Annotated in this window: 17 protein-coding genes; 10 read left to right on the top strand and 7 right to left on the bottom strand. The window is 65.8% G+C overall.

The genetic code is table 11. From position 1 onward, the window contains the following. Positions 1–99 precede the first annotated feature (99 nt). On the bottom strand, positions 100–993 hold the full coding sequence (mutM, locus tag GTK09_RS08500) for a bifunctional DNA-formamidopyrimidine glycosylase/DNA-(apurinic or apyrimidinic site) lyase (protein WP_163462698.1): 894 nt from the start codon (positions 991–993) through the stop codon (positions 100–102). 171 nt (positions 994–1164) lie between these two features. Here mutM and ubiE point away from each other — a divergent pair, with 171 nt between their 5' ends. From ubiE to dut, 6 genes are all read left to right on the top strand, one after another. Next, entirely contained in the window at positions 1165–1944 is a 780-nt protein-coding gene (gene ubiE / locus GTK09_RS08495; protein WP_163462697.1) for a bifunctional demethylmenaquinone methyltransferase/2-methoxy-6-polyprenyl-1,4-benzoquinol methylase UbiE, read from the top strand. A 124-nt stretch (positions 1945–2068) separates the two neighbouring features. Then, positions 2069–3655 (top strand): 2-polyprenylphenol 6-hydroxylase, encoded by a 1587-nt coding sequence (gene ubiB, locus GTK09_RS08490; protein WP_163462696.1) that lies wholly within the window; start codon positions 2069–2071, stop codon positions 3653–3655. Positions 3656–3762: 107 nt separating this feature from the next. Beyond that, positions 3763–4146, top strand: a complete 384-nt coding sequence (locus GTK09_RS08485; RefSeq protein ID WP_163462695.1) for a FitA-like ribbon-helix-helix domain-containing protein — start codon at positions 3763–3765, stop codon at positions 4144–4146. After that, positions 4143–4544, top strand: a complete 402-nt coding sequence (locus GTK09_RS08480; protein ID WP_203560932.1) for a type II toxin-antitoxin system VapC family toxin — start codon at positions 4143–4145, stop codon at positions 4542–4544. The genes GTK09_RS08485 and GTK09_RS08480 overlap by 4 nt, the downstream gene beginning before the upstream one ends. Beyond that, positions 4541–5761: a bifunctional phosphopantothenoylcysteine decarboxylase/phosphopantothenate--cysteine ligase CoaBC gene (gene coaBC / locus GTK09_RS08475; protein WP_163462694.1), complete on the top strand. Its 1221-nt coding sequence runs from the start codon at positions 4541–4543 to the stop codon at positions 5759–5761. The genes GTK09_RS08480 and coaBC overlap by 4 nt, the downstream gene beginning before the upstream one ends. Continuing rightward, entirely contained in the window at positions 5758–6228 is a 471-nt protein-coding gene (gene dut / locus GTK09_RS08470; protein WP_163462692.1) for a dUTP diphosphatase, read from the top strand. Before coaBC ends, dut begins: the two co-directional genes overlap by 4 nt. A gap of 83 nt (positions 6229–6311) precedes the next feature. On the opposite strand, the gene GTK09_RS08465 is transcribed toward dut, so the two are convergent. Further along, positions 6312–7100 (bottom strand): GGDEF domain-containing protein, encoded by a 789-nt coding sequence (locus tag GTK09_RS08465; RefSeq protein WP_163462690.1) that lies wholly within the window; start codon positions 7098–7100, stop codon positions 6312–6314. A 436-nt stretch (positions 7101–7536) separates the two neighbouring features. On the opposite strand from GTK09_RS08465, the gene cysK reads away from it, so the two are divergent. Both cysK and GTK09_RS08455 read left to right on the top strand, forming a co-directional pair. Beyond that, positions 7537–8529: a cysteine synthase A gene (gene cysK / locus GTK09_RS08460; protein WP_163462688.1), complete on the top strand. Its 993-nt coding sequence runs from the start codon at positions 7537–7539 to the stop codon at positions 8527–8529. Between the two features lie 29 nt (positions 8530–8558). Next, a complete protein-coding gene (locus tag GTK09_RS08455; protein ID WP_163462687.1) occupies positions 8559–9065 on the top strand; it encodes a DUF6653 family protein in 507 nt (168 codons plus the stop codon). Positions 9066–9184: 119 nt separating this feature from the next. Here the strand turns inward: GTK09_RS08455 and GTK09_RS08450 are convergent, their stop codons facing one another. Continuing rightward, positions 9185–10405, bottom strand: a complete 1221-nt coding sequence (locus GTK09_RS08450; RefSeq protein ID WP_163462686.1) for an argininosuccinate synthase — start codon at positions 10403–10405, stop codon at positions 9185–9187. Between the two features lie 82 nt (positions 10406–10487). After that, positions 10488–11549, bottom strand: coding sequence for a LysM peptidoglycan-binding domain-containing protein (locus GTK09_RS08445; protein ID WP_163462685.1), 1062 nt, complete (start codon positions 11547–11549; stop codon positions 10488–10490). A gap of 142 nt (positions 11550–11691) precedes the next feature. Here GTK09_RS08445 and GTK09_RS08440 point away from each other — a divergent pair, with 142 nt between their 5' ends. Next, on the top strand, positions 11692–12336 hold the full coding sequence (locus GTK09_RS08440) for a LysE family translocator (protein ID WP_163462684.1): 645 nt from the start codon (positions 11692–11694) through the stop codon (positions 12334–12336). 16 nt (positions 12337–12352) lie between these two features. Here GTK09_RS08440 and GTK09_RS08435 read toward each other — a convergent pair whose 3' ends face one another. Then, on the bottom strand, positions 12353–13387 hold the full coding sequence (locus tag GTK09_RS08435) for a COG3904 family protein (RefSeq protein ID WP_163462683.1): 1035 nt from the start codon (positions 13385–13387) through the stop codon (positions 12353–12355). A 93-nt stretch (positions 13388–13480) separates the two neighbouring features. Beyond that, complete coding sequence (locus GTK09_RS08430) at positions 13481–14065, bottom strand: NADPH-dependent FMN reductase (protein WP_163462682.1); 585 nt, start codon at positions 14063–14065, stop codon at positions 13481–13483. Positions 14066–14249: 184 nt separating this feature from the next. On the opposite strand from GTK09_RS08430, the gene GTK09_RS08425 reads away from it, so the two are divergent. Next, a complete protein-coding gene (locus tag GTK09_RS08425; RefSeq protein ID WP_163462681.1) occupies positions 14250–14924 on the top strand; it encodes an OmpW/AlkL family protein in 675 nt (224 codons plus the stop codon). Between the two features lie 99 nt (positions 14925–15023). On the opposite strand, the gene GTK09_RS08420 is transcribed toward GTK09_RS08425, so the two are convergent. Beyond that, a complete protein-coding gene (locus GTK09_RS08420; RefSeq protein WP_163462679.1) occupies positions 15024–15683 on the bottom strand; it encodes a glutathione S-transferase family protein in 660 nt (219 codons plus the stop codon). Positions 15684–15892 lie beyond the last annotated feature (209 nt).

Raw genomic sequence — 15892 nt, 5'->3', positions numbered from 1 at the left:
CCGAACGCAACGCCGACGCTTGCTTTTCGCCATGCTTGGACGATCGAGGCAGCGAACGCAATACGACTTGACGGCGCAGGTTCCCCCGCCCGTCGAGCGCTAGCGCTGGCAGAGCGGGCAGAAGAATGTCGAGCGGCCGGACTGGACGATCCGCTTGACGACGCCGCGACATGTCTCGCGCCGGCACGGCTCGTCCTCGCGGCCATAGACAGCGAAGGAATGCTGAAAATAGCCGAGCGAGCCGTCGGCTTGGCGGTAGTCCTTCAGCGAGGAACCGCCGGCGGCGATCGCATCGAAGATCGTCTCGCGGATCTGCCGGGCGAGTTCGTCGAGCCGCTTCGTCGGCCCGCCCTTCGCCGTCACAAGGGTGCCGGCGGCCCGGCGCGGCGACAGCTTGGCTCGCCAAAGCGCCTCGCAGACATAGATGTTGCCGAGGCCGGCGACGACCTTCTGGTCGAGAAGTGCCGCCTTCAACGGCGCGGCACGGCCCGCAAAGAACGGCGCCAACGCCGCGCCGGACAAGGCGTTGCCGGTCGGCTCGATGCCGAGCCCGCGAAAATGCGGATGGGCGTCGAAGTCGACCCTCTCGATCAGACTCATATAGCCGAAGCGCCGCGGGTCGTTGAAGATCACCGTGACGGCCGTCGCCTTGGCGGTCTCCAGCTCGAAGCGGACGTGATCGTGCAGCCGCTCGCTCGATCGGGGGTGGACGAAAACGCCGGGTGTGCTCGCTCCGGCCGGGCTCTCGATGCGGAACGAGCCGGACATGCCGAGATGCATGGCGAGAACGGTGCCGCCTTCGAGATCGGCGAGGAGATATTTCGCCCGCCGTCCGAGCCCCTCGATCCTGCGGCCGGCGAGGCGCACGGCGAAGTTTTCCGGTAGCGGGAAGCGCAGATCCGGGCGGGCAAGGACGACCCGCTCGATCCGGGCGCCCGCCATGACCGGCTCGAGGCCGCGTCGCACGGTCTCCACCTCTGGCAATTCCGGCATGTGCGCTTAAGTCCTTTGCTGAAATGGGCGCTTGGCGGCGGCCTCTTGGCGGGGCGCGAAGAAGCCGTTAGGCCCGTCCCGCGCGACGTCTTCTCGCTGCCCGCCAGGCGATGAGTCGGGTGCCCGCACTATCCGCATCGAACCGATGCGTTGCAACGAAGGTCGAATGTCATGTCGCAGTCGCGCGTCACCGGAGCCGAAGCCATGGAGACGGCCTATGGCTATGCGACCGTCAGCGGCCGGGGCGAGAAGCAGGAGCGCGTCAACGAGGTCTTCCACCGCGTCGCCGAACGCTACGACCTGATGAACGACCTCATGTCCGGCGGCCTGCACCGGGCCTGGAAGGCGGCGATGGTCGCTTGGCTCAGCCCGCCGCACCGGCCGGAATATCGCTTCCTCGACGTTGCCGGCGGCACCGGCGACGTCGCCTTCCGCATCGTCGAGGCCACGCGCGGCCGCGCCCACGGGACCGTGCTCGACATCAATGCCTCGATGCTCGCCGTCGGGGCGGAGCGGGCGATCAAGAAGAAGCTCGGCGGCAATCTGACCTTCACCGAGGGCAACGCTGAGGAACTGCCCCTGCTGGACAACCATTTCGACGCCTATACGATTGCCTTCGGAATCCGCAACGTGCCGCGGATCGGCGAGGCGCTGAAAGAGGCCTACCGTGTGCTGAAGCCCGGCGGCCGCTTCATGTGCCTGGAATTCTCCGAGGTCGACCTGCCGGTTCTCGACAAGATCTACGACGCCTGGTCGTTCAATGCCATTCCGCGGATCGGCGAACTCGTCGCGCGCGACCGCGACTCCTACGCCTATCTGGTGGAATCGATTCGCCGGTTTCCGAACCAGGCGAACTTCGCGGCGGCGATCCGCGAGGCCGGTTTTGAGCGGGTCGACTACCGCAACCTGTCCGGCGGCATCGCGGCCATCCATTCGGGATGGAAGCTCTGACGCCGGTGACGCTTGCAGTCGACATCGCACCAGCGGAAACATCCGTGCTTCATCGAAACCGTAGACGGGGGGCTCGCGTGATTCCGACCGCGTCCCAGTCCGGCCGGGCCAGGCGGCGAGACTCGTGACCAATCCAATTTCCGGGACGTTCGCGCTTGTCCGGGCCGTCTTCGTGCTGGCGCGCGAGGGCGTCGTCGGCGCCTTTCCCGCCGAGGGCCTGCCGGCCGGCGCCAAGCTGCTGCACCGTTTCGCGCGGTTGATCCAGCGCGGATCGACGAAGGGGCGGGACCGCTCCGACCGGCTGTCGCGGGCGCTGCACCGGCTCGGCCCGTCCTATGTGAAGCTCGGGCAGTTTCTGGCGACGCGCCCGGACATCGTCGGGGCAGACATCGCCGGCGAACTCGGCGCGCTGCAGGACAAGGTGCCGCCTTTCGAGCGGCACCTCGCCGTTGCCGAGATCGAGACGACCCTGGGGCGACGGCTCGACGACCTCTACATTGATCTCGGCGAGGTCGTGGGCGCAGCCTCGATCGCCCAGGTCTACAAGGCGCGGATCCGCAATCCCGACGGCAGCGAGCGCTTTGCCGCGGTCAAGGTGATCCGGCCGGGCATCCGGGCGCGCTTTCGCCGCGAACTCGACACGTTCCGTTTCATCGCCGACTTTCTCGAACGCTTCGTCGAATCCTCCCGAAGGTTGCGCCCGGTCGCCGTGGTCGAGACGCTCACCCAGTCGACCCGCATCGAGATGGATCTCAGGCTCGAAGCGGCGGCCTCCTCGGAAATGGCAGAGAACGTCGCGCACGACAAAGGCTTCCGCGTACCGGGGATCGACTGGGAGCGGACCGGTCGCGACGTCATCACCATGGAGTGGATCGACGGGATCAAGCTCTCGGACGTGAACGCAGTCATTGCCGCGGGGCACGACACCAAGAAGATCGGCGTCACCGTCGTCCAGTCGTTCCTGCAGCACGCGATGCGCGACGGCTTCTTCCACGCCGACATGCATCAGGGCAATCTGTTCATCGCGCCCGACGGCACGATCGTCGCGGTCGACCTCGGCATCGTCGGCCGGCTCAGCCGCGATTCCAAGCGCTTCCTCGCCGAGATCCTCTACGGCTTCATCCAGCGAGACTACCGCCGCGTCGCGGAGGTGCATTTCGAGGCCGGCTACGTGCCGCGCACCCAGGACGTCGCGAGCTTCGCCCAGGCGCTCCGGGCAATCGGCGAACCGATCTACGGCCAGCCGGCGGAAACGATCTCCATGGGGCACCTGTTGTCGCTGCTCTTCGAGATCACCCAGCTCTTCGAAATGCAGACGCGGCCCGAACTCGTCCTCCTGCAGAAGACCATGGTCGTCGTCGAGGGCGTCGCGCGCAGCTTCGATCCGAAGTTCAACATGTGGGTCGCCGCCGAGCCGGTGGTTTCCGAATACATCATGGCCGAACTCGGCCCGGCGGCGAAGCTGCAGGAGGCGCGGGACGGGCTTCAGGCCGGGATGAAGCTTCTGCGCAAGGCGCCGGAACTCGCCGTCGGCCTGGAAATCCTCGGCCGCGAACTCCCCGAACTGATCGAAAACGGCATCCGCCTCAACGACGACACGCTGTACGACCTCGTCCAGGACGGCAAGGCGAGCATCATCCTCGGCCATGTCGAGCGCTGGGTGATCGCGATCGCCCTCGTCACCATCGCGGGCGCGCTGGTCTTGGGGTGAGACGGGGGTGGCGCGTTGCTCGCGGCGGGGCGCGCGGCTGCGTTGCCGGGAGGAATGCGCAGGGTTAGATACTGTGACGGAAGATGCAGGCCGGCAGGAGGATGCGAATGGCAAGCCTGACGATCGACGATCTGGATGACGCCGCGCTGGAGCGTCTCGAGGCCATGGCCAGGAACCACAATCGGTCTGTGGCCGATGAGGCGAAATCGCTGCTCGTGGAACACTTGAACGATGTTCCCGCCTCGAAGGCGGAACGAGAAGCCGATCTGGATCGGCGGGTGGCTCTGGTTCTGGAGAAAATCAAAAGCGGCGAGGGAGTTTCCGATCTCGGCATCGCTCTCGGTCAGCCGGCCCTCGTCGGCCATCCGGTGCGATCGCCCGAGGAGCAGAAGCGCGTCTTCGAAGCGATTATGGCTCTTCGGGTACCCCCTTCATCCGAGCCGTTTGATCAGAAGGCCTTCACCGACGAGCTCTGGAGCTTCGTCGAGTGATTGTCGTCGACACCTCGGCACTAGTAGCCATCCTCCTGTCCGAGCCCGATGGAGAAGGCCTTGCCGGCGCGCTGATCGTCGAGCGTGAAGCAGCAATGGCTGCTCCTTCATTTCTAGAGACAAGCATCGGTCTCAATGCGCGCATCGGTTCGCAATACAAGCCGAGGCTCGAAGCCTTGGTCGCGTCCACAAACATTCAAATGATACCTTTCACGAAGGAAATGGCCGACATCGCAGCAGTCGCCTGGCAGCGCTACGACCGTGGTTCGGGCAGCGCCGCGAAGCTGAATTTCGGCGACTGCTTCTCCTACGCGCTGGCACAATCTCTTGATGCGCCGCTGCTTTTCAAGGGCGACGACTTCGCGGCGACCGACGTGACGGCGGCCCTGGCCCCATGAGCGCTCTTGCCGGCAAGCGCATCCTCCTCATCATCGGCGGCGGCATCGCGGCCTATAAATGCCTCGACCTCATCCGCCGCCTCAAGGAGCGCGGCGCCGGCGTCACACCGGTGATGACGCGGGCGGCGGCCGAGTTCGTCACACCGCTTTCGGTCGGCGCGCTGGCCGCGAACCGGGTCTATTCCGATCTCTTCGACCGCGAGGACGAGCAGGACGTCGGCCACATCCGCCTTGCCCGCGAGCACGGTCTCGTCGTCGTCGCGCCGGCGACCGCCGACCGCATGGCGCGTCTTGCGGGCGGGCTTGCCGAGGATCTCGCCGGGGCGATCCTGCTGGCGACCCGCGCACCGGTCCTCATGGCGCCGGCGATGAACCCGGCGATGTGGGAGCATCCCGCCACCCGCCGCAATCTAGCGCGGCTCGGCGAGGACGGCGTTCGCTTCGTCGGCCCCGGCACGGGCGAGATGGCCGAAAAGGGCGAGGCGGGCGTCGGCCGAATGGCGGAACCGCTGGAGATCGTCGCCGCCGCCGAAGCCATCCTGTCGCCGAAGGAGCGGCCGCTCGCGGGGCTGTCGGCCGTCGTTACCTCCGGGCCGACCCACGAGCCGATCGACCCCGTCCGCTACATCGCCAACCGCTCTTCGGGCCGTCAAGGTCATGCGATCGCGGCGGCCTTGCGCGATGCCGGCGCGGACGTGACGCTGGTCTCCGGCCCGGTGACGCTGCCGGATCCACAAGGGGTCTCGGTGCGCCATGTCGAAACGGCGGCCGAAATGCTCTCTGCCGTCGAGGCGTCGCTGCCGGCCGACATCGCCGTCTTCGTCGCCGCCGTCGCGGATTGGCGGGTCGCGGCCGAGAGTCTGCGCAAGATCAAGAAGACTGCCGAGGGCCCCCCAAGCCTTGCCTTGGCCGAGAACCCGGACATTCTGGCCACCATCGGCCATCATGCCAAGCGGCCAGGCCTCGTCGTCGGCTTTGCGGCCGAGACCGACGATCTGTTGGCCAACGCTCGTAACAAGCTGGAACGGAAGGGCGCCGATGCGATCCTCGCCAACGATGTCTCGCCTGAGGGTGGCGTGATGGGGGGCAGCGACAACACCATCCGCCTCGTCACGGCCGATGGGGTGGAAGAGTGGCCGAAGCTCGCCAAGGACGCGGCAGCCGGACGGCTGGCGGGCTGGATTGCAGCGCGGCTCGGGCGGAGCGTCAGGAAATGAGCGTGTCACGATCACCGGAAGGCGCGACGGTCCGCGTCATGCGGCTCGAAAACGGCCAAGACGCGAAGTTGCCGAGCTATGCCAGCGAAGGCGCGGCCGGCGCCGATCTCAGCGCCGCCCTGGTGGCGCCGCTGACCCTCGAACCCGGCGAGCGCGCCCTGGTGCCGACGGGGCTGGCGGTCGAGCTGCCCGACGGATTCGAGATGCAGATCCGGCCGAGATCCGGTCTTGCCGCGCGCCAGGGGGTTACGGTGCTCAACAGCCCCGGCACGATCGACAGCGACTATCGCGGCGAGGTGAAGGTGCTTTTGATCAATCTCGGCGCCGAGCCGGTGATGATTTCCCACGGCGACCGGATCGCCCAGGTCGTGATCGCCCCCGTGACGCGGGCGGCGTTCACGCTGGCCGAGGCACTTTCCGGCTCGGTTCGGGGTGAGGGGGGGTTCGGCTCGACGGGGCAGAACTGAGGCCCCCTGGCGGCCGGATGCATTCTCTCGGATTGCCATCGGGCCGGCCCATCACATCGACGCCTCCCAATCGGCGCGGCCGATCAGCGAGCCAACGGGACGGCTGCGGCGGTCCGCAGTCCGTCGCCGCCGCGCAGGCGGCCGTTCCCCTGGGCGGTTATCGCCGTGATGGTGCAGCGGTTCCGGCCGCCTTCCTTGGCCTTGTAGAGATTGGCGTCGGCCGCCTCGTAGACCCGCGCGAAGGGCTGCGGCGACCGCATGAAGACGCCGCCGATCGAGACGGAAAGCTGGGCGCCCTTCGTGTGCGAGCCGACATGCAGTCGATTGATCGCTTCGCGCAGACGCTCGGCCACCATCTCGCCCTGATCGGCATTGCTGCAGGGAAGCGAGATGACGAACTCCTCGCCGCCGAGCCGTCCGACCGCGTCGCTTTCGCGGGTCAGCTTCTTCAACGTCGCGGCGATCTTCTTCAGGGCGATGTCGCCGACGGGATGGCCCAAGCGATCGTTGATCTTCTTGAAATGGTCGGCATCGACGATAAGCAGCATCAGTCCCTTGTCGCTCTCGCCGAGAAGCAAGCGCAGATGGCTGCGGAACTTCCGGTCGAAACCCTGGCGGTTGAGAACGCCGGTCAGCCGGTCCGTCAGGGCTGCCCGCATCAGGCCGTCATTGTCGGCGTAGAGCGAGGATACCCTGAGGGCGAGATAGGCAAGATAGGGAAGAGCACTCGCTACGGCGACGGCAACCGTGAAGCCGACGGCCCTCAGCATGACCGCCTCGCCGTAGGGCTTGAAGAACCACAGCGCCAGGGCCGTGGTCGCGAGCGTCACGACGACCGCAAGAAGAACGAACTCCCCCCAGACGGTTTTCATTCGGTCTGATGATGGCTGCATGTCGTTGGCCCCGCAACGTTTCGAATGCTCGTATGCACTCTGCGTCGGCGTTCAGCCTGACGATATATTCTTGAAGATCAGGTCGCTGCCGGCAGTACAATTTGGTTAAAACATTGCCGATCGCCTCGCGTTCTGCGGCTGCCGCGCAAAGCTTTTCCGACGATGCCGGGCGGATTGGGAAAAACAGGCCTCCTACCGAGCGGCCAAGCGTCCTATCTTCCCTTCGAGCGACGTTTCGACGCAATGGGCCGTTCGGCTTTCCCCGAGCCGGGCAGCCGCGTCTGGCGGCAAGCTGCGTAAGGCCGGTGAGGACGAAATCCTCGCGCCGGTCCGAACGCCACCGACCCGAGGCCGAACGGTCGCGCCGAACGAGATCTCGCCCCGGCGAATGCCGGACAAAAACTTGGAGGACATCATGGATAAGCCCGTCACCGACAGCCTGCCGCGAACCAAGGGACGGGGTCGGATCTACGATTCCATCACCGACACGATCGGCGATACGCCGCTGGTGCGCCTCGACAAGGTCGCCAGGGAGTATGGCGTGAAGGCCAATCTTCTCGCCAAGCTCGAATTCTTCAATCCGATCGCCAGCGTCAAGGATCGCATCGGCGTGGCGATGATCGAGAAGCTCGAGGCGGAGGGTAGGATCACGCCGGGCAAGACCACGCTCGTCGAGCCGACGTCGGGCAACACCGGCATCGGCCTCGCCTTCGCCGCTGCGGCGAAGGGCTACAAGCTCGTCCTCACCATGCCCGAGACGATGTCGATGGAGCGGCGCAAGATGCTGCGGCTGCTGGGCGCCGATCTCGTCCTGACCGAAGGCGCCAAAGGCATGAAGGGCGCCATCGCCAAGGCCGAGGAACTGGTGCAGAGCCTGCCCGACGCCGTGGTCCCACAGCAGTTCGAGAACCCGGCCAATCCGGAGATCCACCGCCGGACGACGGCCGAGGAAATCTGGAACGACACCGGCGGCAAGGTCGACGCGCTGGTCGCCGGCATCGGCACGGGCGGCACGATCACCGGGGTGGGACAGGTTCTGAAGGATCGCAATCCGGCGATCAGGATCTTCGCCGTCGAGCCGGAGGCCTCGCCGGTGCTGTCCGGCGGCGAGCCGGGCCCGCACAAGATCCAGGGCATCGGCGCGGGCTTCGCCCCGGCGATCCTCGACCGCGAGATCTACGACGAGATCGTCAAGGTCGCCAACGACGAGAGCTTCGAATATGCCCGTCTGGTGGCGCGGCTCGAAGGCATTCCGGTCGGGATCTCGTCCGGCGCGGCCGTGCGCGCAGCGGTGATCGTCGGCCAACGCGAGGAGATGGCGGGCAAGAACATCGTCATCATCATCCCGTCCTTTGCCGAGCGCTATCTCTCGACGGCGCTGTTCGAAGGCCTCGCCGACGAGAGCTGACGCCGTTGGCCGGCGAGGAGCGCAAGGCGATGGACGTCTTCGCCCTCACTGAGCGGCTGATGCGCATGGACGACGCGGCCTGGGCGCGTCACGCCAACCCGCTCAGCGTCTGGAGCCGGGTGGCGACGCTGCCGCTGCTCGTCCTGGCCTTCTGGACGCGGGCCTGGATCGGCTGGTGGTGTCTCTTGCCCGTCGCCGCCGTCGTGATCTTCGTCTTCGTCAATCCGCGGCTGTTCGCGCCGCCCGCCCGGCAGGACAGCTGGGCGGCGCGGGCGACCTATGGCGAGCGGCTGTTCCTCGCGAGGCGGGAGCGCGCCGTCCCGCCGCACCACCGGCGCGTGGCGCTGCTCCTGACAAGCGTGTCGGCCGCCGGCGTGGTGCCGCTCGTCTACGGTCTTGCCGTCCTGCAGGTCTGGCCGACCCTCTTCGGCCTTGTTCTCGCGATGGGCGGCAAGCTGTGGTTCTGCGACCGCATGGTCTGGCTGCACGAGGACATGCGCGGCGAAAACCCGCCGCGCCGTGAACCCGCAGCCTGACCGTGGCCCGTGGGGCTTGCCGGAGGGGCGGATGAGGGCGGGCCGCTGCGCCGCCCTTCATGGGGTGGTCGTGGAAGCCGCGGCACCGTCCGTTTGTGTCGGCGGGCGTTCGGCCCGGCTCAGCGTCCGTCGCGCTTTGCCAGCGTCCTGAGCCGAAGCGCGTTCAGCTTGATGAAGCCGGCCGCGTCCTTCTGGTCGTAGGCGCCGTGGTCGTCCTCGAAGGTGACGAGGGCATCCGAATAGAGCGACTTCGGTGAGGAGCGGCCCTCGACGATGACGTTGCCCTTGTAGAGCTTGAGGCGAACCTCGCCCTCGACGTTGCGCTGGCTGAGATCGATCGCCGCCTGCAGCATCTCGCGCTCGGGGGAGAACCAGAAGCCGTTGTAGATCAGCTCGGCATAGCGCGGCATTAGCTCGTCCTTCAGATGTGCCGCGCCGCGATCGAGCGTGATCGACTCGATCGCCCGGTGGGCGACGAGGAGGATCGTGCCGCCCGGCGTCTCGTAGATGCCCCGGGACTTCATGCCGACGAAGCGGTTCTCGACGAGATCCAGCCGGCCGATGCCGTTGTCACGGCCGAGATCGTTGAGCGCGGCGAGCAGCTCGTGCGGCTTCATCGCCTTGCCGTCGATCGAGACCGGATCGCCGTTCTTGAAGCCGATGATGATGACGGTCGGCTTGTCCGGCGCCTCCTCGGGGCTGACCGTGCGCATGAAGACGTAGGGCGGCGGCGTCTCGGCGGGGTCCTCCAGCACCTTGCCCTCGGAGGAGGAGTGCAGGAGGTTGGCATCGACCGAGAAGGGCGCCTCGCCGCGCTTGTCCTTGGTGACGAGGATCTGGTTCTTCTCGGCAAAGTCGATCAGGTCGGTGCGCGACTTGAACTCCCAGTCGCGCCAGGGGGCGATGACCTTGATGTCCGGGTTGAGCGCGTATGCCGAAAGCTCGAAGCGGACCTGATCGTTGCCCTTGCCCGTCGCGCCATGGGCGATCGCGTCGGCGCCGGTCTCTCTGGCGATGTCGACGAGATGTTTGGAGATCAGCGGCCGGGCGATCGAGGTGCCGAGGAGATAGGTGCCCTCGTAGACGGCGTTCGCCCGGAACATCGGGAAGACGAAGTCGCGGCAGAACTCCTCGCGCACGTCGACGATCCGGATGTCCTTGACGCCGGCCCGCTCGGCCTTTTCGCGAGCCGGGGTCAGCTCCTCGCCCTGGCCGAGATCGGCGGTGAAGGTCACCACCTCGGCGCCGAACTCGGTTTGCAGCCATTTCAGGATGATCGAGGTGTCGAGCCCGCCCGAATAGGCGAGGACGACCTTTTTGACGTCGCGTTTGGTGGCCATGATGTTTGCGTGTGCCCGCTGAAGATTTGCGTCATCGGGCGTCTACACAAAAGCGGCGGCGAAGGGAACACGGGGAGGCCAGCTAACGCGCGAGCCGCCGATGAATCCACTGCCAGGCCTTGTCGGATTTCAGGTCGAAATCCGTGCATTCGTCGTCATAGAGTTTGCCTTCCGCATAGTGTTTGGCTGCCATCCCGCCAGCCACGCCCATTACGGTGCTGGCAGTCGCGATGGTCAACAGGCCGACCCAACCCAGAGGCCCGGAAACGACCATCAGGGCAATGCCGGCGACAGCCGCAGAACCGGCAAGCCCACCAGCTTTCTCCGCGACGATGATCGTGCGCTCCTTGTCGGATTCCGCGGTTCTGATTGCCGTCGCTGTGACACCGAGATCGATCACTCCGAGCACGACATTGCCGCGGCTCGCCGCTCTGCCGATGCGGCCGAGGGTTCGAATCTGGTCGCTATGCGCAGCGAGCTTATCCGCAGCGTGCGGTGCGACGCGCAGCACTTCGCCCGGCTTGCGCGAAGGGTTGATGAGGCGATGCAGCGGGCCCAGCTTGGATTCGACCGCCTTGATCCGTTTCGACCGCTGGTAGTCATATTGACCCTTGTTGAGAATCCCGGCGCTTTTCATTCCGTGCAGGCCGATGATTTCGCGGATCGGCTCCTGTGCCGCATGAGCGGTCTTTTTGACGAAATCGAAATAGTTTCCTGAGCCGGTCAGGGCGGCGTCGTACATGTTGATGGAGCCGATGAAATCCTGCTCCGGTGCCTGTACGGTGGTGAGCTTTGATTTGATGATCCCGCATGCGCTTTTCGCGCTTGGCGCCAGACGTGGCAATTCCCCATCGACGCCTTTCGAAGATCCAGTCGACGGGAATTGAAAGGGCGCCGCCTTTTGCATCCCGGCACTGGCTGAAGGGGCATTGGAGTGCGAGTGAATGCCCCTATTCGCGGAAGGCGGCAGCACGACGATCTGGCCCGGATAGATCCGATCCGGGTCCTTGATGTCAGGATTGCTCTCGAGAATGAGCCGGACGACGGCCTCTCTATCTCGAAGGAAGGCGGCGTCGCCGTAATGTGCTCGCAGGATGCGATAGAGTTCGTCGCCTGGGCGCACCTGATAAAAGCCGATGCTCATGCGGGTCCGCCATCTCGAATAATCGTAAAGGTTGTATAATTGGCTTCTGCATCGCCTGTCAAAGCGCGCCCGGCGTTGCGTCTGGTGGGCGAGAAGCGAATGGCGTAAAGAGGTCGGCAGCCTCGCCAACCATGCGGCCATCATGACCTTCATTCCCGACCTCTCGACCATCCTCGCCTTCTCCGTCGCCTGTTTCGTCCTGACGATCACGCCGGGGCCGGACATGACGCTGTTCCTCGGCCGCACCCTCGCCGGCGGCCGCGCGTCGGGGATCGCCGCGTATGCCGGCGCCTCGACAGGCTCGCTGATCCATACGACGCTTGCCGCAGTCGGCCTGTCGGCGCTGATCGCCGCCTCGCCCGAGGCATTCTTCGTTCTGAAGATCTTCGGCGCCGGCTATCTCATCTTTCTCGCCGTTCAGGCGATCCGCACCGGCTCGACCTTCAAGCTGGATGCCAATGGCGAGAAGAAGCAGCCCTCGCTCAAGGGCAGCTGGCTGACGGGAATCGGCATCAACCTCTCCAATCCGAAGATCATCCTGTTCTTCGTGACCTTCCTGCCGCAATTCGTCCATGCCGGCGATCCCCATGCGGGGCAGAAGCTGTTCTTCCTCGGCGTCTATTTCATCGTCTTCGCGACGCCGTTTTCCCTCGCGATGATCGTCGCGGCCGACAAGCTCGCGAGCGCGCTGAAGCGCCGGCCGAAGATCACCCGGGCGATCGACTATCTCTTCGCCAGCATCTTCTCGGCCTTCGCGGTGAAGATCCTCATGACACAGGGGCGCTGAGCGACCATCCGGTCCGCTACCAGAGCGGCCGGTCTGGATCGTTGGCGAACAGCGTATCGTCCCGGCGCAAGGTCGCCTTGCTGTCGATGCCGTCGACGACGATGGTGGTGACGAAGCCCGCATCGGCCATCGCGTAGCAGGCATTGCCGAGAAACCCGCCGCCCTGGTTCAGGGTCACGCGAACGGGCGGATTTTCGGGGTCGGCATAGACCGGCTCGCCGACCATCAGGTCGATTGCATCGGAGGGATCGAGCCTCGTAAGAGCCACTCTCACCGCCTCGGCGTTTGCGTCCGCCGGATACTTGTCGTCGAGCATCTGCCGGCGCAGGCCTTCGAGGCTCGCCATCGTTCTCGCGTCGGAGCCGACGCGCGGCTTGGCATCGGCAAAGGCGCCGATCATCCGCTGGACGGCGTTGCGGCAGGCAATGGTGGGCCAGTCTCTCGGCAAGGGCAGGGGGTCGCCGACGAGGCCGATGCCGAGGCCGGCGATTTCCGCCGGAGTGTCGATTATTTCCATCTTTGCCGGGGCCGTCGTCAGCAGCTTCGACAACAGCCCGCCATCCACCGACCGCATGCGCGTCGCATAGTCGAGCAGCAGCGCATTCACGAGGCGCGACTGGTCGAGGACCTCGTTGACCAACTCGACCTGATCGGCGCGGCCCGAGAAGAAGCCGTGATAGCCGAGCCGGGCGCCCGGTTCGACCTCGCGGCGCACCTGATGGGCGTAGCTGCCGAAGGCCTTGCCGCCGAGAAAGGCGATGGCGCAGGCGCTAAGACAATTCTTGCCGCGCTCGACGATCGTGCCAGCATAGGCCGTGTGGATCGCCTCGCCGAGCCGCATGCCTTCGAGGAGGCTGCCGCCCGGCGAATCGAAGGAGACGGCGAAGAGGGGGCCGTCGATCCGCGGCGCGACGGTGGTGGTGAAACGGTCGGCATCGCCCTTCTCGATCGGGCCGGTGGCGTGGATCGTCTCGCCCTCGATGCGGAACTCCATGGAGAAAGCCAGCGTCGGCAGAAGGCAGAGCAACAGGGCGGAGAGGAAAGGTTTCATCGGAGGGACCGCGGATCGATGATGACGTAGCGTCATCATAAGGCGGCTCGCGGTCGGATGCACCCCTCGGTAGGACCAATAGGGGATCGGGCCTCAATAAGGCGGCAGTGTCTTCGCCTTCTGGCCCTTCGCCGCCTCGGCCCACCATTCGAGGTCGGCCGCAAAGCGGGGAAACGCCTTTTCCAGCCGGGCGCCAGGCTCGCCTGTCGGCCGCCCGCTCTCGTCGAGTGTCGCCGATATCGGCCCGACCGACAGGGCGGAGGAGATCACCACCATGCCCATCTCGGACAGGGTGCCGTGCCAGGCGAGCGCCGCTCGTACGCCCGAAAAGCGCCCGGCCGAATAGCTGGCGATCGCCGCCGGTCGCCAGAACCACTCTTCGAGAAAATGGTCGGTGAGGTTCTTCAGCCCCGGCTGCACACCCCAATTGTATTCGCCGGTGACGAAGACGAAGCCGTCCGCCGCCTTGATCTTCGCGGCAAGCGCTTCGAGCGCCGCCGGAGCCGTGCCTGGGGCGTATTCCTTGTACATCCGATCGAGCATCGGCAGGTCGAGCGCCTTGGCGTCGATGAGTTCGCAGTCGTCGCCGCGCGCCTTGAAGCCGTCGACCACGAAGTCCGCGAGGCGGATGCCCATCCGGTCGCGGCGATAGGAGCCGTAGAACACCAGGAATTTCATGCCGCCGAGCCTCCGTTGTCGTGAACCGGGCGCAGGCGCCCGGACGGCCAAATGAGCCAGCTTTCGGTCAGGGGAAGGGGCTTGGCCGATTGTGGCGGGAGTTTGACCTGGATCAAGTCGGTCGCATGTCAGACTGACTAATCCTGGGGCGGTCCCAATCGCCAATCCCAGCAGAGATCATTCCATGCCCATCCACCATCAGACCGCCGCGCTCCTCGCCGGCGCAGCCCTTGCCGCCGTCACCTTGAGCGGGCCCGCCGCTGCCGCGGATCTCACCGGCATTGCCGCGCCTGTCGAATATCAGAGCCCCTGGCAGATCCGCCTGCGCGGCCTCGGCGTCCTCACCGAGGACGAAGGATATGTCGACGGTGTCAATGGATCGGACCTGTCCTATTCGAACACGGTGATCCCCGAACTCGACATCAGCTACTACTTCACCGACAACATCGCCGCCGAACTCATCCTCGGCACGACCTATGCGAATGTGAATGGCGAGGGGTCGATCGCCGGCCTCGGCCGCGTCGGCAAGACCTGGCTGCTGCCGCCGACCCTGACGCTCCAGTATCACTTCACCGATTTCGGCAAGTTCAAGCCCTATGTCGGCGCCGGCGCGACCTATGCGATCTTCTACAACCAAGACGGCGACGCCGCCTCCGACCTCGATATCGAGAACACCTTCGGCGCGGCCTTGCAGGTCGGCTTCGACTACATGATCGACGATCACTGGGGCTGGAACGTCGACGTCAAGAAAATCTTCCTCGAGCCGGATTTCGATGTCGTCGTCGGCGGCAGCAAATTGTCCGGCAAGGCCAAGCTCAATCCCTGGCTGATCGGCACGGGCGTCACCTATCGCTTCTGAGCGATATTCCGAACGGGGACGATGCCGGGACCGGACGGGGACCTTGCATCGTGAGGCGGGGTCGGGGCACAGGCTTAAGGCTGGCGCCCCGATTGCGTTCTAGGCATAGGCATAGGGCCCGCCGCGCTTCAGCCCCTGGCGATAGGCGGGCCGCGCATGGATGCGCAGGAGGAAGTCGCGCAGCCGCGGATGGTATTCGTAGCCGAAACGCTGGGCTGCCGCCTCGACGGGAAAGCTCATCATGATGTCGGCGACGGAAAGCTCGGCGCCGGCGAACCAGCCGGTCTTTTCGATCGAGCGCTCCCAATGGTCGAGATGCAGCGCCATCTGCGGCTTCACCAGCATCTCGTCGACCTTTTCCATCGCGGTCTTGAGGATCGGCTTGGCGAAGAACGGCGCCCGATCCGGGATCATCTGCAGGACGAGCATCAGGAACAAAGGCGGCATCGCGGAGCCTTCCGCGTAATGCAGGAAGTGCCGCGCCTGCCAGTAGTCGTCGCTGCCCTCCGGCGGCATCAGCCGTCCCTCGCCATACCGCGAGAGAATGTATTCGACGATGGCGCCGGTTTCGGCGATGGTGCGGCCCTCGTCGGTGACCACCGGCGACTTGCCGAGCGGATGCACCTTCTTGAGCTCCGGCGGGGCCTGCAGGTCCTTGGTCCGCTCGTAACGCTTGACCTCGTAGGGGGCGCCGAGTTCTTCGAGCAGCCAGAGCACCCGCTGGGAGCGCGAGTTGTTCAGATGGTGGACGGTGAGCAAGGGCGCACTCCGGAGGGCGAGGGAAAAGGGGCGGCCGTCAGGACGCCTTCCGGCGCTCGTCGGTCTTTCCCATCACGAACTAGTGCGCCAGGGCGGGCTGGGCCATGGCTGTCCGCCTTTCCGGGCGCCACGTGCGATCCTGACGGCCGGCAGGACCGGCACATGGAGGCATGCGGCCATCGATGGCATTCACCCCGCTCGTTCGACCC

Origin of the sequence: Jiella pacifica, from assembly GCF_010500815.1 — a bacterium.
GTDB lineage: Bacteria > Pseudomonadota > Alphaproteobacteria > Rhizobiales > Rhizobiaceae > Jiella > Jiella pacifica.
Note: the sequence above shows the minus strand (reverse complement) of the source record. Positions and strands in the feature narration are given on the sequence as shown.